The 24,058-nt window shown below is 57.3% G+C and carries 16 protein-coding genes; 4 read left to right on the forward strand and 12 right to left on the reverse strand.

All coding sequences use genetic code 11. The annotated features are described in order from the left end of the window. Positions 1 to 190 precede the first annotated feature (190 nt). Entirely contained in the window at positions 191 to 1,594 is a 1,404-nt protein-coding gene (locus RSSM_RS28290) for a DUF1501 domain-containing protein (protein WP_008687906.1), read from the forward strand. Further along, the gene (locus tag RSSM_RS28295; protein WP_008687908.1) at positions 1,594 to 3,936 is read left to right on the forward strand and encodes a peptidase; all 2,343 of its coding nucleotides are present in this window, start codon (positions 1,594 to 1,596) and stop codon (positions 3,934 to 3,936) included. Before RSSM_RS28290 ends, RSSM_RS28295 begins: the two co-directional genes overlap by 1 nt. On the opposite strand, the gene RSSM_RS28300 is transcribed toward RSSM_RS28295, so the two are convergent. The 5 genes from RSSM_RS28300 to hpnC all read right to left on the reverse strand — a co-directional run bounded on the left by RSSM_RS28300 (position 3,884) and on the right by hpnC (position 10,114). Next, positions 3,884 to 4,846 carry a 3'-5' exonuclease gene (locus RSSM_RS28300; RefSeq protein WP_044303896.1) on the reverse strand — a complete coding sequence of 321 codons (963 nt, stop codon included), beginning with the start codon at positions 4,844 to 4,846 and terminating at the stop codon, positions 3,884 to 3,886. The genes RSSM_RS28295 and RSSM_RS28300 overlap by 53 nt on opposite strands. A 135-nt stretch (positions 4,847 to 4,981) precedes the next feature. Continuing rightward, positions 4,982 to 6,391, reverse strand: coding sequence for a Gfo/Idh/MocA family protein (locus RSSM_RS28305; protein ID WP_008687913.1), 1,410 nt, complete (start codon positions 6,389 to 6,391; stop codon positions 4,982 to 4,984). Between the two features lie 218 nt (positions 6,392 to 6,609). Beyond that, positions 6,610 to 8,145 carry a hydroxysqualene dehydroxylase HpnE gene (hpnE, locus tag RSSM_RS28310; RefSeq protein ID WP_008687915.1) on the reverse strand — a complete coding sequence of 512 codons (1,536 nt, stop codon included), beginning with the start codon at positions 8,143 to 8,145 and terminating at the stop codon, positions 6,610 to 6,612. Beyond that, positions 8,142 to 9,158 (reverse strand): phytoene/squalene synthase family protein, encoded by a 1,017-nt coding sequence (locus tag RSSM_RS28315; protein ID WP_008687917.1) that lies wholly within the window; start codon positions 9,156 to 9,158, stop codon positions 8,142 to 8,144. Before RSSM_RS28315 ends, hpnE begins: the two co-directional genes overlap by 4 nt. After that, the gene (gene hpnC / locus RSSM_RS28320; protein WP_144060194.1) at positions 9,155 to 10,114 is read right to left on the reverse strand and encodes a squalene synthase HpnC; all 960 of its coding nucleotides are present in this window, start codon (positions 10,112 to 10,114) and stop codon (positions 9,155 to 9,157) included. The genes RSSM_RS28315 and hpnC overlap by 4 nt, the downstream gene beginning before the upstream one ends. Before the next feature lie 373 nt (positions 10,115 to 10,487). On the opposite strand from hpnC, the gene ispH reads away from it, so the two are divergent. Together ispH and RSSM_RS28330 are read left to right on the forward strand one after the other, a co-directional pair. Continuing rightward, positions 10,488 to 11,456: a 4-hydroxy-3-methylbut-2-enyl diphosphate reductase gene (ispH, locus tag RSSM_RS28325; protein ID WP_044303900.1), complete on the forward strand. Its 969-nt coding sequence runs from the start codon at positions 10,488 to 10,490 to the stop codon at positions 11,454 to 11,456. A 157-nt stretch (positions 11,457 to 11,613) separates the two neighbouring features. Beyond that, on the forward strand, positions 11,614 to 13,113 hold the full coding sequence (locus RSSM_RS28330) for a leucyl aminopeptidase (RefSeq protein ID WP_008687925.1): 1,500 nt from the start codon (positions 11,614 to 11,616) through the stop codon (positions 13,111 to 13,113). A 735-nt stretch (positions 13,114 to 13,848) separates the two neighbouring features. Here the strand turns inward: RSSM_RS28330 and RSSM_RS28340 are convergent. From RSSM_RS28340 to RSSM_RS28370, 7 genes are all read right to left on the reverse strand, one after another. Continuing rightward, positions 13,849 to 14,415, reverse strand: coding sequence for a hypothetical protein (locus RSSM_RS28340; protein ID WP_008687930.1), 567 nt, complete (start codon positions 14,413 to 14,415; stop codon positions 13,849 to 13,851). Between the two features lie 4 nt (positions 14,416 to 14,419). Then, positions 14,420 to 15,532 (reverse strand): FAD:protein FMN transferase, encoded by a 1,113-nt coding sequence (locus RSSM_RS28345; protein WP_008687932.1) that lies wholly within the window; start codon positions 15,530 to 15,532, stop codon positions 14,420 to 14,422. A gap of 17 nt (positions 15,533 to 15,549) precedes the next feature. Next, positions 15,550 to 17,535 carry an SGNH/GDSL hydrolase family protein gene (locus RSSM_RS28350; RefSeq protein ID WP_008687934.1) on the reverse strand — a complete coding sequence of 662 codons (1,986 nt, stop codon included), beginning with the start codon at positions 17,533 to 17,535 and terminating at the stop codon, positions 15,550 to 15,552. A gap of 6 nt (positions 17,536 to 17,541) precedes the next feature. Beyond that, on the reverse strand, positions 17,542 to 19,719 hold the full coding sequence (locus RSSM_RS28355) for a HEAT repeat domain-containing protein (protein ID WP_008687936.1): 2,178 nt from the start codon (positions 19,717 to 19,719) through the stop codon (positions 17,542 to 17,544). A 30-nt stretch (positions 19,720 to 19,749) separates the two neighbouring features. Next, the gene (locus RSSM_RS28360; protein WP_008687944.1) at positions 19,750 to 21,075 is read right to left on the reverse strand and encodes a Gfo/Idh/MocA family protein; all 1,326 of its coding nucleotides are present in this window, start codon (positions 21,073 to 21,075) and stop codon (positions 19,750 to 19,752) included. A 132-nt stretch (positions 21,076 to 21,207) separates the two neighbouring features. Then, positions 21,208 to 23,034 carry a DUF4153 domain-containing protein gene (locus tag RSSM_RS28365; protein ID WP_008687945.1) on the reverse strand — a complete coding sequence of 609 codons (1,827 nt, stop codon included), beginning with the start codon at positions 23,032 to 23,034 and terminating at the stop codon, positions 21,208 to 21,210. A gap of 148 nt (positions 23,035 to 23,182) precedes the next feature. Next, the coding region (locus RSSM_RS28370; RefSeq protein ID WP_044303897.1) for a S1C family serine protease at positions 23,183 to 24,058 on the reverse strand (876 nt) is incomplete at its 5' end.

Raw genomic sequence — 24,058 nt, forward strand, 5'->3', positions numbered from 1 at the left:
GGTCAAATCAACACCACGCAAAAGGCGGAGTTGGTTTATCTCACGATTCTGTCTCGTTACCCGAGTGACGATGAAATGTTGATCGCGAACACATGGTGTCAGGATGCTGCGGGAACTCGCGAACTCGCGTGGGCATTGATCAACAGCGATGAGTTTTTGTTTCAGCACTGAATGGCTTGAGGAAAGAACAATGCGGCATTATTACAGCGATCACGCCACGTGTGGTTTGGGTTTGACCCGTCGGCAAGTGATGCACAGTAGCCTGCTCAGTGGTGCGGGGTTGGCGATGGCGTCGCGTCTCGCGGTCGCTCAGGCGGCAACGGCGGTGAGTGATGCCGGGGTTCCTGCCGTGCCCGCAGAAACGGCGAAAGCGAAAGCCGTCATTCAGATTTGGTTGTCCGGTGGTCCGGCGCATACAGACATGTTCGATCCAAAGCCGGACTCCGGGAGCGACTACACCGGGCCGCTAAGTCATCCGATCGAAACGAACGTCGCGGGAATTCGAATCGGTGAATTGTTGCCCGAGTTGGCAAAGGTTGCGGACAAGTATTCGTTGATCCGGAGCATGACCCATGGCCAGAACGGGCACGAGACAGCGTCCTATTTGACGCAAACAGGACGGATGCCCGGACGGTTGGTTTATCCCGCCGCGGGCGCCGTTGTCACCGCGTTCAAAGGATTTCCTGATTCCGAGGCAACCGCAAACGGATCAGGGGCGAAGAGTTTGATACCGCCGTACATCGTTTTGACGCAGCCGATGGGCCGATTCTCCGAAGCCGGTTTTATGGGGATCCGTTACAAACCGTTTGCAACCGGTGGCGATCCGAATGCTCAACGATTTGAGGTGGAGGGGATCATTAGCAAGGATCTCTCGGACAACCAACAACGGCAACGACGCGAGTTGCTAGGCAAGCTGAACTCGCTCAGCAAGGTTATCGGTCGGAACGCAGGATTGCAGGCCGCCGCGGAGGCACGCAGCGAGGCATATGATTTGATCGTGGGCGACGCTGGACGCGTGTTCGACCTCGGACAGGAACCCGACGAGATGCGACAACGTTACGGCCGTAACAAATTCGGGCAGTCATGTTTGGCGGCGCGTCGGTTGGTCGAAAACGGGGCGAAATTTGTTACGATCAACCATGGTGGTTGGGACACACACAAAGATCACTTTGCGACGATGCGACGGAAATTGCCGGAGTTGGATCGTGGTTTGGGAACGTTGATTGCCGATCTGAGTGATCGAGGAATGCTCGACGACACGATCGTTTGGTGCATTGGCGAGTTCGGCCGCAGTCCAAAAGTTGCCGTGGAGTCGCCATGGAACGGCGGGCGACACCATTTCGGTGCTTGCTTTTCGAGCTTGTTAGCGGGCGGTGGTTTCAAAGGCGGTCAAGTCGTCGGCGAATCCGACTCTCGCGGGGAAACGGTGAAAGATCGACCGGTCTATCCCGGTGATTTAATCGGCACGATGTATGAATTGTTGGGAATCGATCCCGAGGCCAGTTTGCCACATCCGATGGGAGAGTTCGTGCGAGCAACTCCAGGCAAGGATGAAGGGCTCGAGAGCGGCGGACGTTTGACGGAGTTGATCTGATGAAGTTGGTTCAAGGTTGTCGTCTCGCTGTTCGTTTCTTCCTTCTACTCCTGATCGGATGGATGTTCACCGGAGACATCGCCCAGGCTCAGCGACGTGGCCGGGGGCCGCATTTGGCGTACGCGTATCCGGCCGGTTGTGAACGCGGGATGTCCTGCGAAATCACCTTGGGTGGCCAGTACCTCAAAGATGCCGATGACTTCTTTCTATCCGGTGATGGAGTCACGTTGGAGATACTCGACTGGTACCGTCCGATGTTGCGTGGCGAGTTTGCGCAGTTGAATCGAAAGCTCAGGGAAGCCGAGGCCAAACTAACCGCAGAGTTACAAGGCGAGGGTGGGAAAACACCGACAAAAGCAGACGTTGCGCAGTATGCGGGCGTGACCGAAAAGCAACTTCGCGAAATGGAGATCTACCGACGGCGAGATCGAGATCCTAAACGTCAGCCGAATGAACAGCTCGACGAGACGGTTCGTGTTCGATTGACCGTGGACGCCAACGCCAAGCTCGGTAAACGGGAGTTGCGTCTGATTGATGGGGCCTCGATATCCAACCCCTTGTGGCTGCACATCGGTCGATGGCAAGAGGTGAAAGAGTCGCCACCGAGCGATATCGTGAGCGTCGTCGAAACGGTCGATGAAGTTGTCGACACATTGCCCACGGTGATCAACGGTCAGATCATGCCGGGCGAAACAGATCGTTTTGCGTTTGAGGCACGCAAAGGAATGAAGCTCGTGATCCAGGTGGATGCGAGGGAGGTGATCCCTTACCTCGCCGATGCGGTTCCAGGATGGTTCCAAGCCGTTCTCAGGCTGACCGACGAGGACGGCCGAGAGGTTGGTTATTCCGATTCGTTTCATTTTCGCCAGGACCCGGTGATGTATTTTGAGGTTCCTCGAGATGGTCGATACATCATTGAAATCCGCGACTCGCTTTACCGAGGACGCGAGGACTTTGTTTATCGATTGACCGTCGGCGAGATCCCTTTTGTGACAGGAATCTTTCCGTTGGGGGCGCCGGTTGATTCCGATCAGACGATTCAGGTGCGAGGATGGAACTTAACGAACAATCGTTTTTCGGTTTCGACGATGGCACGCAAGCGTTTTCGGCCGACGATGCATTGTCGTATGGCACAGTCAGGTGGAATCGGGGTGCATTTTCCGTTGCAGGTTGGATTGTGGCCGGAGGTGTTCGATAGCGAACCCAACAACACGCAATCGGAGGCTCAGACGATTTCCATGCCGGTCACGGTCAATGGTCGGATCAACTATCCCGGCGATGAGGACGTTTATCGAATCGAAGGCGGCGGGCGATTGGTTGCGGAGGTTTTTGCACGGCGTCTCGGCTCACCGCTTGATTCGATGCTGCGTTTGACCGATGCGGACGGGAATGAAGTCGCGTTCAACGATGACTACGAAGACTTGACGTTGGCACTGCAGACTCACCATGCCGACTCCCATCTATCAGCGACCTTGTCGGGTGGGCGTGCGCATTATCTGCATATCAACAACGCACAGTACGACGGGGGCAGCGAGTTCACCTACCGTCTCTCGCTGCATCGCCCACGCCCGTCGTACACGCTCCGGGTGACGCCTTCGAACCTAATCGTCAAAGCCGGGCAAGTCGTGCCGATCGACGTTTTTGTGATGCGGCAAGATGGGTTCGATGAAGACATCGAGGTGTCGTTGGTTGAACCGCCTGACGGCTTTCGAATCGACGGGAACGTGATCCCCAAAGGCAAGGACCATATCGCGATGACATTAGCGGTATCCTCCTCGGTCAAAGCCGCCAAACGCAAAGAACCTTTCCAACTCGAAATGCAGGGTGAGTCGGGTGGAAAGCGTCGAGGTGGAGCGATGGTTCGACCGGCGATTCCGGCGGAGAACATGATGCAAGCGTTTATCTGGCATCATCTCGTTCCGGTGGAGAATTGGAACGTGGTCGTCGACGGGAAACGTGGAGGCAACATGCCCTTTTCCATTCCCAACGGCGTTGTCAAAGCGACCTTGAGTTTGAAGAAGAAAACGTACCTTCCGATCGTGCCGTCATCAAAAAACTTCGACCCTGAGGTTATCTTCGTCGATGTGGAAGATCCGCTCGATGCTCTTCAAGCCACGATCATCCAGACCAACACCGGAGGTTTTGCGATCGAACTGGACGTCGATAAAGAGTCGGCTGCTGAGGAGAAGCAACTCCAACCGCGCGAACGGGGTAACTTGCTGATGAGCGTGTACAAGGAGATCACCGCGAAACCGACCGAGGAGAATCCGAATCCCAAGCCGCGTCGAATCAACTACGGCTACCTTCCTGCGATTCCGTTTGAGGTGTTGGCGGGGAAGTAGGTTCTTCTTCGGCGGTAGGGACATCACAGGAGGCGGACGTGGAAGGTTCGTCGCCGGATGGTTCGAGAGGCGCGGTTGCCGTCGCGAGTGCTTCGTCCTCGTCGATTTTCCACGGGTTCTTCCATTCGGACCAATGGTCCATGTAGTCAGAACACGCTTGGCATGTTTTGGCTTGTTCTTCGATCCACTCGCGTGCTTGGGCGATCAGTTTCGTTTCACCTGCGAGGTTGACTCGACCGGTGAGAACCATGCTGCGCAGGAAGACAAAGTAGGTGTCGAGCACGTCGCACCGGCAGTAGTCGCTGATCGCCTTCAGGTCGCCCCGGTCGTAGTAGGCTTGGACCTGATCGCCACTGAGTCCCATCTTTCCCGGTTTGCCGAGCGACTGGGCGGCGAGGTTGAGGCCGCCGTTAAAACGAGCCGCTGAAAAATTCGTCAGCAGTTCTTGCAAGTCGAGATGCGAATGGGTGCTGAATCGGTTTCGGCGAGATTTATAGCCGCTGTCATCGAACCACTTGGGGATCGATAGCCCGAAGCGAAACGCAGCGAGTTCCATCAGTGGGATATCGAACGAGCGTCCGTTGAAGGTGACCCACTGCGGCATGCTGTACGCCTCCCAGCCTTGCCAAAAGTGTTTGGTCATGACGTGGGGGCGAAAATGCGGTTCGTCGAGCGACTTGATATCGAGCAGGCGGAAGTCGGCGGTCACCTTCGCGATCACCACCGAGATGGGCACCATGAAAGTGTGAGGGATGAACGTGGAACCGGTTTGTTCGAAACGTTCGGCTTGATACTTCGCGATCGCCTCTTCGGGCGTGAGGGATTCTTCGGGATAGCGAACGGCGGAGATCAGTTCTCCATCGGCAATGCTCTCGACGTCAAAGATGAGGTGGGCAACGGCATCGCTCATGGGATACTTTTCCTTGTGAAGACCTCCGCAGATGAAACTCGTACGGAGATCCTAACATATTTGCATTTCATCTAAACGGACCGATCAATCAATTGATCCGCAGGAAATGCTCGTTCGTCGCGGACGCGGTGGGCCCTAGGTCAATTTGGTCTGACCCGGTATGGCGTGCCCGGATGACGCGGGGAAGTTGTCAGGTGATAGCGATTCGGGGAACAGGTTCAACGTTGATTTCTTGGTGAGGAAATCCCAGGTTACCTGTTGGCCTGTGTAGGCGGCCAAACGGCCCATCACCGCCGTGAGTGAGCTTTTTGCGGTTTCTTTGAGTTCGACGATTGGCTTTCCCGATGTGATCGAATCAACCAGTTCTTTGTGTTCGTGGCGGTAGGCGTCGGAGATGCTGCCCTTCGCTGACCATACTTCGTTTCCTTTTCGGTCCATCATGCGTGAACCACGACTGAGGGCGTCGATGTACATGGTGCCTTCGGTTCCATAGATCACGTTGCCGTTGTCGCTCTTGGTGTTTGGGATTTGACGGCACATGAATGAAAGGACGCGGTTGCCGGGATATTGGTAATCGATCGACATGCTGTCCCACATTTCACTGCCATCAGGACGGGTAAAGCGTCCGCCCGACCCGTAGGCGGTTTCCGGAGCGGAGCCCATCACCCAGTTCATCGCATCGATATTGTGGACGGCTTGTTCAACGATCTGATCTCCTGACAACCAGATGAAGTGCATCCAGTTGTTTAGTTGATAGTCGAGTTCACTCATGCCGGGTTGGCGATTTTTGAACCAGATGGAGTTGGAACAGTATCGTGATGTTGCGCTGACGATATCGCCGATGGCTCCTTGTCGGATTTGTTCGACGGCTGCCACGTAGTTGGTTTGACGTCGATACTGCGTTCCGGTGACGATCGCGGTTCCGTTGGTGACCGCCCGATCGTGAGCGGCTAGGCAGGTGTGGTATCCGGCCACGTCAACACAGGTCGGTTTTTCGGCAAAGATATGTTTGCCCGCGTCAACGGCTTCGGCGAGGTGCGATGGACGGAAGCCGGGGGAAGTCGTCAGCAGCACCAAGTCGACGTTCGGGTCATCCAAAACACGTTTGTAGGCGTCGAGGCCTTCGTGCATTTTGTCGTCGGCGACGTCGACCTTTTCTTTGTGTCGACCGAACATCGATTTGCGGGTGCGTTCGCATTTCTCTTTTCGCAGGTCAGCGAGGGCAACGAGTTTGACGTTGTCGTTGATGCTCATCGAGTCATTCAATGCTCCCGTTCCCCGGCCTCCACATCCGATCAATGCGATGCGGATTGGTTCACCCGACGATGAGGTGTCTGAGGTCGATTGATGAACCGCAGGGGTTTCGTTTGCGTGCAGTGTGGAAGAAACCGATAGAGCGGACGCGGTCGTGACCAGACCTCCACGGAGAAACTTTCGGCGACTTTCGCTCGGGTTGGCCTGCGACGCAGTAGATAAAAACTGCGACGCAGTAGAGAAAGCCTGCGGCGCAGTAGAAGAGTTGTCGTGCTGATTCGAAGTAGGCATCGGGGATTCCGTTTCGAAGAATGAGGAGGGAGGCGGGGTGGGGGAACGTGAGGCGGCCGGTCGATCGCCGTTTGGGTTAGCAAACGGGACGATTGTTGGTGCCGATCATGATTGAGAACTCGATGGTTCGTCGGCCCCCATTCTATTCGCAAATCATGCTGCACGGGGTAATGAGTTGCGTGGGGCAGCCAATCAAGAATCAATCGTGAATTCAAGTATCAATCGCGGATGCACCATCGGGCGAGCATCCCACGAGGCAAACCGGGCAGAACGCTCGGTGGCACGGGAGTGGTGTTTTTCGAATGGTAGGTTTGGCGAACACGATCCGCAGCCATGCGGCCACTAATGACCGCGCCTTCCATCGTGGCAGGCCAACCGGTTTGCACGTAGTCACCGGCGAGGTGCAGCCAGTCGATCGGTGTTTGTGTGGTGGGGCGTTGTGCTTCGAATTCGGGACTCACGCTGAACACGGCCGCGGGGTCTGTGACGACTCTCCAGTGCATCAATTGGGCTGCTTGTGATTCAGGAAACGCGATCCGAAGTTCGTCCATGACGCGTTCGATGAGTTGTTCCTTGGATGCGTCGCTCCATTCATGTCGACCGCTGATGACGACTTGATGATAGTAACCCGCCGAAGCGTTTTGGTGGTCGACACCGTGTTGAAATAGCCAATGCGCCGTTGTTCCCACCATGACGATATGCGGATGACGTGTGAGGTTCCGGTCCAACCACAAGTGCAAACCGGTGATGGGTGACGGCGAGATGGAATCAAGAGCGTCCACGGTACGTGTCTGCCACGCTTTGGTAATTTCCTCTTCGACTTCGAGTGAACGAATCAATCGTGATGCTGAACGCCACGACGTTGCCAGGATGACTTGATCCGCATCGATCGTTTCGTCGTGTGAGGTTTCGATTGTTGTGCTGCGACGTAAATCACGGTGGCGTGGAGAAGGGGACAGCGATGTGCGTTCTGTGGAGAGCGGTTGGATCGAGCGGACGGAGGTGCTGAAACGAAACGTCACTCCTCGCTGTTTAAGAACCGAGATCATTTGCTGGCCAAAAATGGTCGACAGCGAACTGCGCGGTACTAACACGTTGCTGGCCGTGCGGGCTCCTGCGAAGCCATCAATAATGACTTTTCTAGCCGACGCCATGGAAACCCGTTCGGGCAGATCGCCGAGCGCGCTGACGAGGATCGGATCCCAAAATCGGGAGCGGACGACGTCGTCTTGATGATGGGCGGCCAACCACTGTGCTGCCGTCGTATTCGCTAGCTTTGCGGTGCGCGTTCGCATGAGCGACCACAGCCCGGTTCGGATGCGGAGTTTCTGCGTCGATGAAAGATAGGCGAGTCCCGAGAGCGCCGAGTTCAAATGCAACGGTGGCGGCAAGGTCGAGTGGGCGCGGAAAGAAGAAAGCCCGGTTGAAGGGTGGTAGAACTGCAATTCCTCATCGCGAGAAAACTGGTCCGCGAGCCCGGCGTCGTCGATCAGGTCGATGAAATTGGTGCAGCAGCCCATTGCGACGTGTTGGCAATAGTCGGCGGTCGCTCCGGATGATGGGTCGACGAATGAGCCCGCTCGTCCTCCTGCCGTTTTCCTCGATTCGAGAACGGTCACGTCGAATTCAGTGGACTGCGAGGTTCTGCGTTCTGATGCGGTCAGTGCCATCGCCGCGGCGAGGCCCGCGATTCCTCCGCCAACGATCACGATGCGTTTGCGGTCAGCGGAGGGACTGGATAAGTCCTTCGTCACGGATTCGGCTTTGCGGATGTGTTGTCAGGGGCGTTGAGGTTGCTGCCGATCTCGACCGGTGGGATTGGCAGTCGACGATAAAGTGGACCGACGAAGTGTTTGGAAACAATCCCGAGGCGTTGTCGCATGCCGAGCGAAACACGATGACGGACAACGGCGTCAGGGTCTTCGGCGATTCGTTGCAGCAATGCCCGGTACGTTCGCCACATCATGCTGAACATCGGCCGGCCGGTATCGTCGAGGGAATCCCAAACGCGCCAACCTGAATCGAATAACTCCGACGCTCGGCGGGTTTCGTCCAGGATCAGGCACCGAAGTCGGGCATCCCGTCGTGGGTTCAGCAGGTCGTCTTCATCGAGGCCATGTTGTTCGTAGTGCTGCCGCGGCAGATAGATGCGTCCGCGAGCGGCGTCTTCGCAGACGTCGCGCAGGATATTGGTCAACTGGAACGCGAGCCCACAATCCACTGCGGCTTGTTTGGGCAGTGGTGAGCGGAAGCCCCAAATGTACAAACAGGCGATGCCGACCGCCGAGGCGACGAGGTAGCAATAATGTTCGAGTTGTTCGAACGTGTCGAAGCGATTCTTTTGTTGATCGGCGAGCACCCCGTCGACAATCTCAAGGAGATAGCGTGACGGGATCGAATAGCGGTCCGATGCGTGCCGCAGAGCGGGCATGATCTCTCGGGCACGACCGACCAGGTCAATGGAGGCCTCGGCGGAAAGTTCTTCCATGCCTTCGGCGAGCCGGATTTCCCCGTTGGCTTCGCCGATCAGATTCATCGCCGTGGTTTGTCGCCAGCAGTCAAGCCAATGTCGACGCAGCAGGATGGGTTCGTCGCTGTCGCCGAGGTCGTCGGTGATTCGGGCGAACGCGTAGAGCGCGGACATCGCGTCACGTTGGTCGCGTGGCAGCAGCCAAAACGAACGGTAGAAACTACTGCCGCTGGTGCGGGAGATTCGGCGGACGGCGGCGTAGCTCTTGGCGACCTCTTTGTGTTTCGGCGATCTCATTGGGCTCCCTCTCCGATGGTCGCGGATCGACGATTCGTTGGCGTGTGACTTTGGCGGATTGAGAAACGCCGCAGTAGAGTCAACGCAAACAAAGAGGCCTGTTTGGTTTTCCCAACACGGGGGCGGTGACGAAGAACGTCGTAATCGATTCGGGCGATCGCATCGAGCGTTGCCAGGCCGCCACGAATGAATAGTTCAACGTCCGCCGCGAGCCATTTCGGCACTCGGTCACACAACACCCAACCCCGTTCAAACCGTGTTCGTGTCCGGTCGCACTGGTGGGCGATCGCGTCGCGAATGCACCGAGGGGTGTTGGCGTTGGAACGGAGTGTTTGTTCGATCAATGACTCATCGAAGCCGTGTTGTTTCATCGAGTCGGCAGGCAGGTAGATCCGGCCGATCGCGAAGTCTCGAGCGACATCTTGCCAGAAATTGGCGAGCTGCAACGCGGTGCAAATCTCATCGCTCGTCTGCACGTTCTCTCGCGTGTCGCTGTTGGCCAACGCGAGAACGAGACGTCCTACCGGATTGGCCGAACGGGTGCAGTAGTTCAACAATGACTCTTCATCCGCATAGCGTTGCACCGTTTGGTCCTGCAAAAACGCGTTGAGCAAATCATCGAATGGTTGACGCGGCAATTCAAACCGACCGATCGTGTCGGCCAGAGCGATGAACAGACCGGATACGGATCGGTTTTCATAGATCCGCGAAATGAAGTCTTGGTAAAGGTTGAGTGATTCACGGGCCTCCTCGGGAGATTGAGATTCGTCGGCGAGGTCGTCGGCGGTTCGGCAGAAGGCGTAGATGTCAAAGAACGGCTGCCTCATCTTCCGCGGCAACAGCAGACTGCCGACGAGAAAGTTTTCGTAGTGCGAACGTGAGATGCGACGACACTGACGCCGCGCATCGGCGAGCTGGGCTGCGGTCGGTGTACGGTCGGAAGAACGAGGGCTCAAGAGGATCGCGTGGAAGGGCTCGTGTGGACTGCCTGGAAAAATGGACGCACCCGACGAAGAAGGCACCCGTGGGGGCTGAAGGTGGTGCGGTCACTCCCACGCGGCGAAAACGTGCAGGACCCCACCGAAACCTGGTCAGCCGATCGGCGTTCGCCGCGGTTAGCACGGAACCGGCAACGCCCGCAGGCAAATCAATTTACCGAAGTTGCGGGTAGGTTCGATGGACAACCGGGAAAACGACCACGCCGGAGGGATCATCCGTTGGACGAGTCCGTGTGTCTGCGGTTATTCTACCCCGTCGGCGATGTTTCGAGTTCCCCTGGTGACAATTCGTCTCGACTATCGATTGGCCCCTGTCGCGTTTGACCGTTTTATGAAAATTATCTTGGCTGCCCCGCGTGGTTTCTGTGCGGGCGTACACATGGCGATTGATTCGCTCTCCTTGACGCTGCAAAAATTTGGGCCGCCGGTGTATGTCTATCACGAAATCGTTCACAACCAATTCGTCGTGAACGAGTTTCAGGGCAAAGGAGCGGTCTTCGTCAACGCGGTCGACGAGGTACCCCGGGGAAGCGTGCTGATGTTTTCGGCTCACGGGGTTTCGCCCGAAATCCGTCAGGCCGCGAAAGAACGCGAGTTGTTCGCGATTGACGCCACCTGTCCGTTGGTGACGAAAGTTCACCTGGAAGCGATCAAGTACGCCAAGGCAGGCTACACGATTATTCTGATCGGGCACGAGGGACACGACGAAGTGCTCGGTACGATGGGCGAAGCCCCCGAGGCGATCGTTCTCGTCGAGGATGAGGCGGACGTGGATGCCCTGCAATTTCCCGAAGGAACGCGTTTGGCATACCTGACGCAGACGACTCTCAGTGTCGATGATGCCAATCGAGTGATCTCACGATTGAGGAGCCGTTTCCCCGAGATCGAGAGTCCTCCCAAAGAGGACATCTGCTACGCGACGCAGAACCGTCAGGAGGCGGTTCGCAAACTGAGCGATGAGGCTGACGTCGTCGTCATTTTGGGTAGTCAGAACAGCAGCAACAGCCAGCGGTTGCGGGAGCTGGCCGCGGAAAAGGGACAGCGCGCTTTTTTGGTCGACGGACCACAGGATTTGTCTGAAGAACAGTTCCAATTGGACGACACGGTGTTGATCTCCGCCGGAGCGAGCGCGCCCGAATCGGTCGTCCAGTCCGTGATCGAGTGGTTGCAGCAGCGGTTCGACGCGTCCGTGGAACCACGTGAAATTCGCAAGGAAGACGTCCGATTCCCGCTGCCCAAACCACTGCGGGAGTACGCCAAGGAAGCGAAGGCGGGGGAAGATCGGCTCGCGAATCACTGAAGAAAACGGTTCTCAAGCACGATGGTTTCTGCTCAGAAGCCCCGTCCCTCCGCTAGCCGAGTAGGGGGCGCACCCGGTACGTTGCACCTGATGGAACTCGAGGCTGCGGTCTCGACATTGAACGCCTTCTGACATCCTGCACATCGAGAGTTCGAACATGGTTGAGCCGTTGCCGTTGCCCGCACCTGAAATCACCGTTTCCGCGAAATTGCCCCAAGATCCCGGTGTTTTGGTCATCTTCGCGATTCAAAACGACTCCGATGGCGGCGACGCGGTTGTTTCATGCGACGCGGATGTCTGCAAAGCGCTCGACGAATCTGTTGTAGCGGTTGTCAACCGTTTGATCGCCTCGGGCGAAATCAGCGGGACGGCTGGTGAGTTGGTCGCGGTCGCGACACCGAGCGAGCAGGCGCCGATGTTGGTCGTCGCGTCTTTGGGAAGTTCAGCGAAACTCAACCGGGGCGGAGTGGTTGATATCGGAGCGAGTGTGGTTCGCAAGCTCGCCGATAAAGCACGTGATCAGATTACCTTCTATGTCGGCAAAGAAATCGCGAGCGACGATCACGATGCGTTGATCGCCGGAGCCGTGACGGCGTGCGAAGGCCAGCATTTGTATCAGAGCCAACCGTCGACCTTTGTTCCGGCCGCCTTCACGTTTGTTGGCGTTTCGGAAGAGGCGGCCCAGAGCGGCCAAAAGATCGGTTCGTCGATCAACCACACCCGTCGCTTGGTGAACGAACCGCCGACGATCATGAACCCGAGCGAATTCGCAAACCGGGCCGCCGAAATGGCGAAAGCCGATGGGCTCGAGTGCGAGATTTGGGACGAAGATCGCCTCGCCTCGGAAGGGTGCCGCGCTATCTTGGCAGTCGGTCGTGCGTCAGCGAGCCCACCGCGTTTGGTCATTCTCAAACACAACGGCGGAGGCTCGGAGCCACCGATCGCGATCGTCGGAAAAGGCGTGACGTTCGACAGTGGCGGCCTGTCGCTCAAACCGAGCGAAGGCATGGTGGACATGAAGTGCGACATGGCCGGCGCCGCCACGGTGGTCGGGGTGATGCGGGCGATCGCGCAGTTGGGCATCAAACGAAATGTCATCGGTCTGTGCGGGCTCGCTGAAAACATGGTCAGCGGCGATTCCTACAAACTCGGCGACGTGATCGAAACGCGATCGGGCAAAACGATCGAAATTCTCAACACCGATGCCGAAGGGCGTGTGGTTCTCGCGGATACTCTCGACGTCGCCGTGGAGCATGGACCTGCCGCGATTGTCGACCTGGCGACACTGACCGGTGCCTGCATGGTCGCGCTTGGAAATGACGTGGCGGGCTTCATGACGAATGATCAGGAGTTGTGCAACGAGGTCACTGCCGCCGCGAATGTCGAAAATGAACCGGTTTGGCAACTGCCAATGTTCACGCTGTATAACGACAAGGTGAAGAGCAAAGTCGCCGACATCAAAAACGTCGGCGAAGGCCGGTGGGGCGGTGCGATCACAGCAGCGAAATTCCTCGAGCATTTCGTCAAGGACACGCCTTGGTTGCACATCGATATCGCCGGTCCGGCGTTCGTTGATTCCGCCAAAGCCTCGCGTGACGCGGGTGCTACCGGGGTGATGGTTCGATCCCTCGTGCGTTGGGTCTCCCAAAAGAAGTAGTCCAGCACGCCGATAACGCACCCGGTGATGCGGTGATTTCGTGAGGGGGTGTTCCGACGAGGTTTTCCGCCCCCCTGGCAAAGTGGGCGTCAGCGGTCCTAGCCGAAAAGGTTGGGACAGAGCGAACCAAATCCCGCTCAAAATGCAGCTCTTTTTGCCGGATTCTGTCGATCGAGCCGTGGCAGTGACCGATAGTCAATTGCGGGCACAGAGGATGGAACGCCAACGAGACCTCGCGTCTCGAGAACGCTTCTGGGGTATCCTCAAGACTTAGCAGTGTTCGGATGGTCGGCACCTGGGGGCACAGGGTCGATCATCCGGACATGTCTAAGGTCTCACTCGGAGCAGCCACTCATTACTCTTATAGGAGTGGACTCTTTTGGGAGTGGCGACGACTCTGAGCCATTCTCGAGTCGCATGGCTTTCAACGCCATCTTTCGCGGCCCGTTTCGTGCGTTGGGCGACGTGCGTGTTCTCTCCGCTTCGCGGACAGATCCAGCCAAAAATTCGAGTTAAGGCCGTAGCGAAAGTCGCCAACGGTTTGTCGATTTATTCGTTTAACGGGCAGCCAAAGGCGACCTACTTGCCACTTCACGTCGCCTACGGCTACCGGTTAAACGAAAACAGGTTGACTCTTGAATAAATCGACAAACCGCCAAGACTTTCGGTGATTCACGAGCCCTCCCGAAACTCTTGGCGAGTTTCGCGACCCTAAAACTAGGCTTTGACGCACCTCTAGTACTGAACTTCGGTCACGCCGCGGGCACCTGAAGGCAGTTTACCGGTGACGGTGATGTCATCGAGTCGATAGCGGCCAGGAACCCAACGTTGGTTGCTCTTGGTCGCAAAAGCCGCTTGCCGGACCACCAATTCCTCCCCGGCCGCGAGCGGTTTGTCTTGGTAGAGGAAGTACTGCCCGTTGAGGTTGACGGTGATGTTGGGGATTTCAAAGTCGGCTTCGTTTTCGATCACCACCACGTCTTCGAGCAGACGCTTGTTGCCGTCCTGGGTGGGCAACGGCCGCCGGTCAATGAGCACGCTGACGGGCAGTTTGTGCTCACTCGCTTTTCCGAAGATGACCGCGTAGACGCTCAACGTGATCAACGGGAACAAGCAAACCGCGCCGAGTGCGATGAACAGACCTCGGGCGGAAAGTTGGGCGACGGGCGCGATCGATCGAGGGTCTTCGTAGGCCGACTGGTCAATGTCGGTCGAGGGAGTGGATTCGGTGGGCTCGGGCGGTGTTGATTCCGCGGAAGTCGAGGCAGGATTTTGCTGCGATGATGCGGGAGTAGTGTTCATGTTCTCATGATAGCAAGCGGTCATCCGTTTCCGCACCCGCAGGCGGATCTGCCCATTCCCACTCGCCGATGGTTTCGATCTCAACATCGTCTTGACGCTGCGTCGGAGCCACCATGATCAACGGCAACGTGATCGCAGGATCCGCCAACGCACTTGAGGCAACGGAGGATTTCTTAGCGGAGTCTTCCGCGTCGTTTTCGGCGAAGCGTTTCGCACCTTCGCGGCCCATCACAAACAACCCGGTCGCCAAGGCGTCGGCGTCGATCGCTCGCCGAGTCAGCACGCTGAGCGACAGCAGATCGCCGGCGGGTTGACCGGTTCGCGGATCGATGACGTGCCCATAACGTTTTCCTCGGTGATGAAAGAACTGCTTGCCGCTGCCGCTCGTCGCGAGTGCCGCGTCACAGAGCCAAATCCCGGCGAGCCGTCGGTTGGGTTTGGTCGGATGAGCGATTCCGACTTTCCAGCCACGAGGTGGCACTTCGTCGCACTCCTCGCCGGACGATGCCACCGAACAATCCGCGTCGGAATTGGACGGGCCAAACTGGTTTCCTCTAGCGAGAACGCTGCTTTGTCCCGCGTGGATCAGAAAGTCGTTGACCCCCTCGGACATCAATCGATCTGCCACGCGGTCAATCGCATCGCCTTTTCCGATTCCCCCCAAATTGATTTGCATCGAAGGCTCAGTCAGCTCTGCGGTCAGATTGCTCGCGTCGAGCATCAGCCGCGAACTGCCCACCCTGCTCCGGGCGTCCTCGATTTCCTGCGCTGTCGGTTTTCGGCCTTGCCGGGTCGTGAACCCCCAAGCGTCGATGAGCGGCCCGGCGGTCACATCGAACGCACCGCCGAGACAACGACTCATCTCAACGGCATGTTTCAGCACATCGAATGTCTCCTTCGAGACCGTGACCGGCCCCTGCCCTGCGGATCGGTTGACCGCTGATGTTTCACTTTGGGAGTCGTAAACGGTTAAGCGTTGCTCGACCGCATCAATCGACTCAAGAGCATCGAGCGCAATATCGGCGGCCGACCGACGACCAATGCGTCGACCGTCGTCACGGACCATGACGACGAAATCACACGCCATCGCGCGGTGGGAAAGTTCGAGAAGGTTCATCCTATCGTTGTAGCACGTTAGGAACCGTTGACGAGCAGGTGCACGATCCGACATGCGTGGCCGCGACTCGATTCGTTGTTCTCTTGCATGACCCGAACGGTGATCCGGTGTGGACCCGGTTCGAGGTCGCTCGCGAGAACGTGTGCCCATGGGATGTGCAGGCCGCGACTCCACTTTGTAAACAAGTCACGGGTTTGCTCAGGGCCGTCATCAATCCGGAAGGAGATCATACCCGCGTCCGGACCTGCCGTGACAAAAAGACCGACGGCGCGTCCGTCGAACTTCATCGAAAAAGTCGACTCGGGTTTTGTCGCGACGAGCATCGGTACGTCCACGAATCCCTCTCGTACCGCCCCTCCGACTTCGTTGTCGCGCGGGTCGCATTCATCGATGATTTCAAACCCAGATGGATCGGACACCGAATCGAGCGGCATGTATTTGCCGCGGTCATAACTGAACGCGTCGATCGGTGGTGATAGCTCGTGTTTGAGAAGGGAATCGCCTAGCGCCGATGGAGATTCCCACGCGGTGCCGAGCATGCGGCGGATCGTGGACGCGTAGATCGAGTGTCCGTACGTGGACGGATGCAGGTTGACGAAGTCGTTCTCCCAGTCGAATTGTCCCGCGTCGATACGATCGGTGACTTCTTCGGCGAGATGAATCGAGGGGACGGCGTAGTGTTCCGCGACCTCCTCGTGTTGTTGAATCGTTTCCGGGACGACGTTGTTTCGGTAGTTGATCATGTGCCGCGGTTCGACGAAGTGCAGCATGACGATGTCCATTTGCGGATTCGCCCTTCTTGCGTGTCGGACAATGCCTTCCATGCCACGCGTCATTTCGACCGGCGTTCGCATGTTGTGCAGATCGTTCACGGCGGCTTCTTCGAACAGCAAATCAACTTTGCCATGGCTTAGCACGTCGTTTTCAAGTCGATACGCACCGGGCGTGGATCCCGTTGAAGGAATCGCAGCGTCAACGAAGTCAAACTCGGTTTGAGGGAAACGATGGCGAAGGTATTCGCAAACGAGATCTCGCCATCCATTCATGCTGGTGATCGATCCGCCCAAGAAAGCAACACGGCCGCGTTTTTCGTTTTCGAAGACCGCGCGGCAATTACCGAGGGTGCCTCGCAAGACGAAGTAGTCGTTGTTCGACGGCAGGCACGCGTTGTTGCGTTCCATGAAATCCGCGACGCGAAGCGGATCGGGGTGCGGGAAGTGATGGCCACCTGACTTTTCGGTGCCGTTGGCGACTTCCATCATGTCCATCTTTCCGCCGAGTTCGCGATACCTTTTGGCGAGGATAAACGTGTTCTCGCTAGGCGGCACGATTTCGTCGTTGAGAGAAACAATGTGCAGGATCGGAATTTTGGCCGATGCGATCGGGGCAAGATTGTCGATCGGGTTGCCGTCGAACAGCGACACCGTCTCTTCGGTTAGACCATGTTCATCGAGGCATCGTTGCCAGGAACGCGAATCGCCACGCCCGGTTCCCTTGCCACCGGGCCAACTGCGGATGTCACAGACCGGCGTGTCACAGTAGATGCAGGCGACACGTTCCGGCCATCGCGAGGCGAAATGGTAGACGAACAATCCTCCCCGACTGACTCCTTCGAGTGACGCTTTGGGGTGAAGATCGCGATCGGTTAGGAAGTGATAGAACGCGTTCCAATGTTGCATCGCGCGATCGCTGCCGAACATGTCCCGCGTGTCGATGTGTGCCACGTGGAAGCCACGGTCCAACAGAATGCGATCCGCCTCGGCATGAAAGCTCGGGAAGCGTGCTCGCCACACCCATGGGTTTCCTGGTGCAGCGACTCGGGGACAGACAACAAATGCGGACCGGCCGTCAATTTCAAAGTCAAATCGGTCAAATCCTTTCCAACTCGTTTTCGATCCTGGCCATGACTGCGTCGTTGCGGTTGTTTCCGCGAACGAGTGGGGTGTTGAGATCGCGTTGAAACCGAGTGCAACGCTCAGGCAAAACAAACAGAGGAAACGCATGAAACTCTACTGAGGGAGGGGAAAGACGATGGCGGCGTTCTCATTGAAAGTCACGTTGCCCGGTTTACCGTCAATACGATATTCGATGCGCAGTTGTTTCTTCGACCCAGGAGCCGGGTCGCCACCGAAAGTCGAATTGTAGTTCGGATTGTCGAGTAAGATGATCGGAAGTTTGCCCGACAACTTTTGCAGCCTCGCAGTGACGTCCACGTTTTCACTCGATGACCCGTAGGTTGCCCGAATGATCTCGATATCGACCTCACGCAAATCCATCTTCGCGAGCAGTTGTTCTACCGCCGGTGTGCGGTCCAGTTCTTGGGCAATCTTCAACGCAGTTGCCTGAGCTTCGCTCTTCAGCGATTCTGATTCGCTCAGTCCCACCGCGATCCTCAGCATCGCGACGTTGGGGTAGCGATTCGCCGCATCGAGAATCAAACGTTTCTCTTCATCACGGTCGGCGATGGGGAGTGCCGCGGCAACCATTGCGTTGCGATCTTTGGTGCGCATTCGGAATTGACGAATGATCCGCAGATAGCCACGGACGGCCCGGATGCGATACGGGTGGTTGGGCTGTTGTGCGATTTTCATCAGCACATCAGCGGCGTCCACCGTCATCCAATTGCCGAGTAAACGGGTGGCCGCGTCCTGTAGTTTGAGGTTGTCGCCCATCGCCGCTTTTTCGATGGCCGAGAGTGCGCCGGGGCCGCCCATCGCGGCAAACGTTTCGATGATCGCGAGTTGCGACTCGGGGGCAACCCGCTGCATCGCGTCTTCGAGTTGTTTGACGCATTGAGGCGAATCACTCATGCGGACTGCGGCGGCGCGGAGCGATTGCTTGGCATTTTCCTTGATTGCCGGAGAGGTCGCGGATTTGTTCTTAAACGCCAACTCGATGAGAAGCGGAATCTCGTCGAGGGTGGCAACATTTGCGAGAGCCGAAATCGCGGTCGTTTGAACCAAAGGTGAGGAGTCGTCGACGGCGTCCACCAAAACATCAATCGCCGAGATCCGGCGGGCACCGATCGCTTCGATCAATGCGGCCAATTCCTTCCCGCTCGCGTGGCGTGCTCGTGATCGAATTTCTGAATCCACGGCTTCGTCGCCAAAAGTAGCCAACGCCGCTTGGCCCGCCGATGCGATGACGGCGTTCTCGCTAACGGCGGCTATGAGCAGCGTGTCCAAACTGGCTGCGTTCCCAATTTTTGAAACGACACCGATGGCCGCAGTCTGAATATCGATGTCGTTGTCGGATTGAGCCGGCGTCCGAATGGTTTCGAGCATCGCGTCGAGCATGGCAGCGTCGTTCCGATCGCCGAGTGCGATCACAAACAACGCGGCTTGTGATTTGGGGACCCGCGGGCGCGCCGCGAGCAATGCATCGGTCACCCCGTCGCCGTCCAATTCCCGGGCCGCGGTCAGCGCGATGTAGCGGATTCGTTTGTTTTCGGATTGCAGGCTTTCCATCAGCAGATCGATACCGTCTACCCCGCGCGAAAGAATCGCACCGCGAGTGGCTTCCACGATTCGTGGGGGCGGAAGGTCGCTTTGACGAACGAGATCATAAAGCCGCTGAGCTGCTTCCGAGGGAGAATCTGCCACTTCCATCGCATGTTCGGCAGCGCGAATCAACCCTTCCGCCGCGGCCGATCGAACACTCATGCGTGAGTCGCTCAGCGAAGCCTCGAGAGCGGAGATCGCATTGTCATTGGTAGTGTTGTCACCGGAGGTGTTGTCGCTAGCGATCTTGCCGAGCGAGAGGGCAGCGGCCTGGGCGATAAGTACATCTTCGCTTGCGAGTTGCTTGGTCAGCGGACCGACTGCTTCCTTAACGCGTTTGACACCGAGTGACTGAATCACGCCAACCCGTGCGAGGTCTTCGGTAGCGGAAAGTGCGTCGAGCAACGCGGCGTCGGCGACGGGGTCATCAATGGCTTCCAAAGTGATCCGGGCCCATGAATTCAGCTCCGGGTCGGGCAGCAACGCGGCTACGGTTTCAACGCACTGCGAGGATCCAAAGACAGCGAGCCGTTTGCATGTGATCGCTTTCTCCGCTGTGGGTGTGGCGTCCGAGGTCAGAGCCGCGATCATCTCGGTTTCGGACGGCACCTCATCGCCATGGGATGTGGTGAAGACGCAGGGTGCGGAAAAGAGGGACAGGCATAAAATGATGGTTCGAGCAAACATGAGAGTGAGCTTTGCTAGTGTGCGGGGGTTCTACAGTTGCCAAGGTTCTCGAGAAGCTTCACCACGCAACCGGTTTGCTTCTTCGTCATCGATGAAATCGTACGTCGTCGTATCGAGTTGAACGTCACGCCCGAGGTAAGCGGCGACGTTCGCCGCATGACAGGTGATGTGGGCGTAGCAGGCTGCCTCCGCATTAGCACGCGGTTGGCTGCGGGTTTTGACGCAGTCGAGGAAGTCACGAACGTGGAACGTCGCGGGGTAACCGCCGATTTCCTCCACGACACGGCCGGCGAGCAGTTCGGGGGAACTGAGTACGAACTTGCCACTGTCGCCGGTTTCGATCCATCCCGTGTCGCCTTCGAAACGAACGGGGCATGAACCGAGCGGCAGCCATCCGTCGTCTCGGATAACCAGTTCGACGCCCGATGGGTACTCTGCGACGATGCGGCCGTCTTGAGGGGCGTGGTACGTTGTTGCCGCGGTCGAATCAGCGCTGGCCGCCCACTGGCAAAGGTCGACGCAGTGGGACCCCCATTCGAGCACACCACCGCCGGTCAGGCCGCCGCCTTTTTCAAAATTGAAACCGTCGAGCCACGCTTTGTTGTATGGCCGATAGGCGGCGGGGCCGAGGTACATGTTCCAATCGACCTGCTCGATCGGCGGTAGGTCCTGCTCGGGCAGCCATCCGCTCATTTTGGTTTTCATGCCCGCCGGCCGAGCGTGTACGGTGTGCAGCTTTCCGAGCCGTCCCGTCCGCGCCAGCATGCATGCGAACTCGAAATGGGGCAGGTTGCGACGCTGCGTGCCGGCCTGAAAGACAACACCGGTGCGGCGCATCGTGTCGGCCAACTGCAAACTCTGCTCGATGTTTTTGGTGCAGGGTTTTTCACAGTAGATGTCTTTGCCCGCGCGGGCCGCGTAGCATGCCGCGGTCGCATGCCAATTCGGACCCGTGGCAATCAAGACCGAGTCGATGTCCTCACGCGCGAGAAGCTCGCGGAAGTCGCGGTAGGTGTCGCAGTCGGCGTTGCCGTGATGAGCATCCACTCTCGCCTTGATACCGGTTCGCTGCGTTTCTTTGATATCGGCAACGGCGATGAACTGCACATCGGATTGTTTGAGGAAGCAACCGAGATCATAAGTGCCGCGTCGGCCGATTCCAATTCCACCGACAGTGATCCGGTCGCTCGGGGCAACGGCTCCGCCGAGTCCGAGTGTCGATGCGGATACGAAACGAGGAACCGCGAGAGAACTCGTTGCGACGGCCGCCGAAAGAGTTCGGCCCAGTAGGCGGCGCCGGGAGATTTTGCCACGCGGTTTGTCTGAAACCGCTACGTCGGAAGAACACGAATGCATGAGATACGACCTTTTGAAACGCGTTTGCAAATGCTGCGTTGGTAACGGCCTGTAGTCTATAGCAATCGAGGTGACGATGCGGAGCTCGGAAACAACCGTGTCAGAATGTCGCGGGGGAGGTTGTACGTTCGATCAGTACCACTGCATCGCATAGGACTGGAAATCTTCCATTGCGATTTGGCGTCGGTCTGCGTCATCGATATACGCCGACCATTTGGGTTGGTGTTCCATCAGACGCCGGTAGAGCAATGTTTTGCAGTACTGATATCGATCCCAGCTCCAGGGGGTGTCTCGGGAATACGATTCGATATCGAGTTGCCGAGACGCAAGCATCGCCCGCACGCCTTCACGAATGATCGCGTCCGGGTGATCAATCAAATCAATCAACGGAAACACCCCTTCGTCGTCAATCGGTTTGACCGCAACCATCACCGATGGTTTCAGGTATCCCGCTGCGACTCGGTTCGTGTTGTAGCGATGTACGATGTAATCTACCGGGAAGACACTGTAGAGCACGACAGCGATTGCAAAGGCGGTTAACTGAGATTGAATCAGCCACGGGAAACTGTGCCGTCGAAGTATTTTGATAATCACGAGCACGAAGCCGATCGAAACCAACGTGATCCCGAAAAATCCGATCGTCCGCAGACGAGTCATGCCGTTGTATCCGACATAGATGCACAGTCGATTGTAAACAGCGAGTGCCAGTATCAGATTCATCGCTGACCAAACCCATGCGAGCTTACGCAGGGAAACAACGCGCGGGTCTCGAAACATGTCATGGTGAAAGATCAAAGACAACGTGAACGTTGCCAGGGCCAACGCCACGGTCAGCCAAGCGGCACCTTCGTGAGCGTATCCGGCGTAGTAGAAACCGTCGGGGAATTCGCGTCCCCACAACGTTTTGAACTCAAAGACAAGGTAGGCGGCGAAAAGAGCGATCAACGCAAGTAACATGTTGCGAAATGGTGGATACCATTGCGATTGCGTTTCAGTGGACTCAGGTGAATCGGTTGTTGGATGCGATTCGCCGACGCTAAACAGCAGCGTGATCCACCGTGACGTGTTTCTCGCGAGCGGACGCAGCAACCCGGCACCCACAAAGAAGGCAAGCACACAAAACGGGAACTCCCAAAAGGAAACCTGTGCGAGAAAGTCAAACAGTCGCCCGGAGAAACTGCCAATCCAATCCCCAAATTGTTGAACGAGGTCTGGGTTGGCCATCACGAAGATCCCGCCAAAGACAACGACCGCGACAAGAGGAATCGCGAATGAAAGCCACTGTCCGGGATGACGGTCGAGCGTCCCGCCACGGCGTAGTTTTTGGAGCCGAGGGATACGGTCCATGCCGAAATAGGGTGACAACGCGAGAAGGGTGAGGGTGCGAGACAATGTCGGCAGCCAACCCGACAGCGATAGCACCAGCGAACAAAACACAAAGCTCGCTGCCACCGAGGTCACAACCGAACCGGACCAAAACAATCGAACGATCACGATCAAAAGAAACGCCCCGGACGCCCATGTGGCGAAGCCGGTGGTGGCGAGGGAAAACGGGGCCTTATCACGGTTTGACCATTTCGATCGAACCAGATGCAAGATGATGAGAGTGCCCAACCCGACGAGAAAGAACGCGGCTATCGCGAAATAACCGCGGGCGCGAAAAACAAACAGGTCTGCTGCCAAGGTCCAGACGGCAAGGGCGGCGATCTCGACCAGCATTGCGAAGGCCGATTCGGTGAAGGCAGGTTGTCCCGGTGAGTTCAACTCATCCGATGCCGCTTCGTGCTGCGAGGAGGTGGTCTCGATTGCCGAGTCGCCGCTGGGCTCGTCAGTACTGGCCTCGTTAGCACTGGCCTTAATAGTACTGCCCTCGTTAGTGTCGGACTCGCCCGAGTTGAACTTGTCAACCTTGGCCTCATTGTCAGGCTCGCTGCCGGGCTCGTCAGTTTCGTTGGACATCTTCGTTCACCACCTTTGAGAAGACGCGTCGGGATAACGTTGCCGTTATTCTAACGCATGCAGGTGGTGGGTTGCTCAAACGCCGGTCTGCTATTGCATGTTCTTCGTCGGTCGCTGTTCCGGTCGCGGCGGTCCGTGAACCGCCGGTTTACGGTTGTTGTGTTTCGGCCGATGTATCGTCTTCATCGGCGTCGTCTTGGTTGGGAACCGCGGTCGGGTCTTCCAAGGGGGCAAGCACAATATGTTTGGTGATCTCTTTGCCACGGCGAAGGATCTTGATGTCTTGTGTTGAACCGACGGGCTGTTGTTCGACGGCTTGTTGCAGTGCGCTCATTTTCCGAACCCGTTGACCGGCGAACTCGAGGATCACATCGAGACTTTCGAGACCGGCGACATCGGCCGCGGAGTCCTTGATGACTTGGTAGACCAACACACCGAGGTAGGAAGGGAGATTGAGTTTGTTCGCGAGTTTCGGATTTAGTTCAGCAAGGCGGACTCCCATTGCGGCGCGTCGCACGCGTTCGTACTGCGCCAACTCGCGGGCTATCCAGCGGGCTTGGTTGACCGGGATGGCAAACCCGATTCCCTGGTACCCGCCGTTGCGAGTGGCGATCGCGGTGCTGATCGCGATCACGTTTCCGTCGAGGTCGACCAGGGGACCGCCGGAGTTGCCCGGGTTGATCGCCGCATCGGTTTGGAAGAGTCGACCGCGACGGATCTTTTCCAAGCCTCGGTTCTTCGCGCTGATGATTCCCGCACACACGGTCGCTTCGAGTTTGAAGGGGCTTCCGATGGCGAGCACCCAGTCGCCGATTTCGAGTTCGTCGGAATCACCGAGCGTTGCGATGTCGAATTGGCGATCCGACCGAATGCGCAACACGGCAATATCACTGTCCGGGTCGCTGTACACGTCATCGGCGATCAATTCGGATTCGTCGGGAAGTTGGATGACAACACGTTTGGCCGCGTTGACGACGTGGTGATTGGTGATGACCCAAACCGTCTTTTCAGTCGCGTTGTCGTC

Source organism: Aporhodopirellula sallentina SM41, from assembly GCF_000346505.1.
Taxonomy (GTDB): Bacteria; Planctomycetota; Planctomycetia; order Pirellulales; family Pirellulaceae; genus Rhodopirellula; species Rhodopirellula sallentina.

Excerpts from the sequence above, each read along its gene's own strand:
- RSSM_RS28300 (WP_044303896.1), bottom strand. The coding sequence starts at position 4,846 with ATGAGCGATGCCGTTGCCCACCTCATCTTTGACGTCGAGAGCATTGCC.
- RSSM_RS28360 (WP_008687944.1), bottom strand. The coding sequence starts at position 21,075 with ATGCATTCGTGTTCTTCCGACGTAGCGGTTTCAGACAAACCGCGTGGC.
- RSSM_RS28315 (WP_008687917.1), bottom strand. The coding sequence starts at position 9,158 with ATGAGATCGCCGAAACACAAAGAGGTCGCCAAGAGCTACGCCGCCGTC.
- ispH (WP_044303900.1), top strand. The coding sequence starts at position 10,488 with ATGAAAATTATCTTGGCTGCCCCGCGTGGTTTCTGTGCGGGCGTACAC.
- RSSM_RS28330 (WP_008687925.1), top strand. The coding sequence starts at position 11,614 with ATGGTTGAGCCGTTGCCGTTGCCCGCACCTGAAATCACCGTTTCCGCG.
- RSSM_RS28305 (WP_008687913.1), bottom strand. The coding sequence starts at position 6,391 with ATGCCTACTTCGAATCAGCACGACAACTCTTCTACTGCGCCGCAGGCT.
- RSSM_RS28290 (WP_008687906.1), top strand. The coding sequence starts at position 191 with ATGCGGCATTATTACAGCGATCACGCCACGTGTGGTTTGGGTTTGACC.
- RSSM_RS28350 (WP_008687934.1), bottom strand. The coding sequence starts at position 17,535 with ATGCGTTTCCTCTGTTTGTTTTGCCTGAGCGTTGCACTCGGTTTCAAC.
- RSSM_RS28345 (WP_008687932.1), bottom strand. The coding sequence starts at position 15,532 with ATGAACCTTCTCGAACTTTCCCACCGCGCGATGGCGTGTGATTTCGTC.
- RSSM_RS28365 (WP_008687945.1), bottom strand. The coding sequence starts at position 23,034 with ATGTCCAACGAAACTGACGAGCCCGGCAGCGAGCCTGACAATGAGGCC.
- RSSM_RS28340 (WP_008687930.1), bottom strand. The coding sequence starts at position 14,415 with ATGAACACTACTCCCGCATCATCGCAGCAAAATCCTGCCTCGACTTCC.
- RSSM_RS28355 (WP_008687936.1), bottom strand. The coding sequence starts at position 19,719 with ATGTTTGCTCGAACCATCATTTTATGCCTGTCCCTCTTTTCCGCACCC.
- RSSM_RS28295 (WP_008687908.1), top strand. The coding sequence starts at position 1,594 with ATGAAGTTGGTTCAAGGTTGTCGTCTCGCTGTTCGTTTCTTCCTTCTA.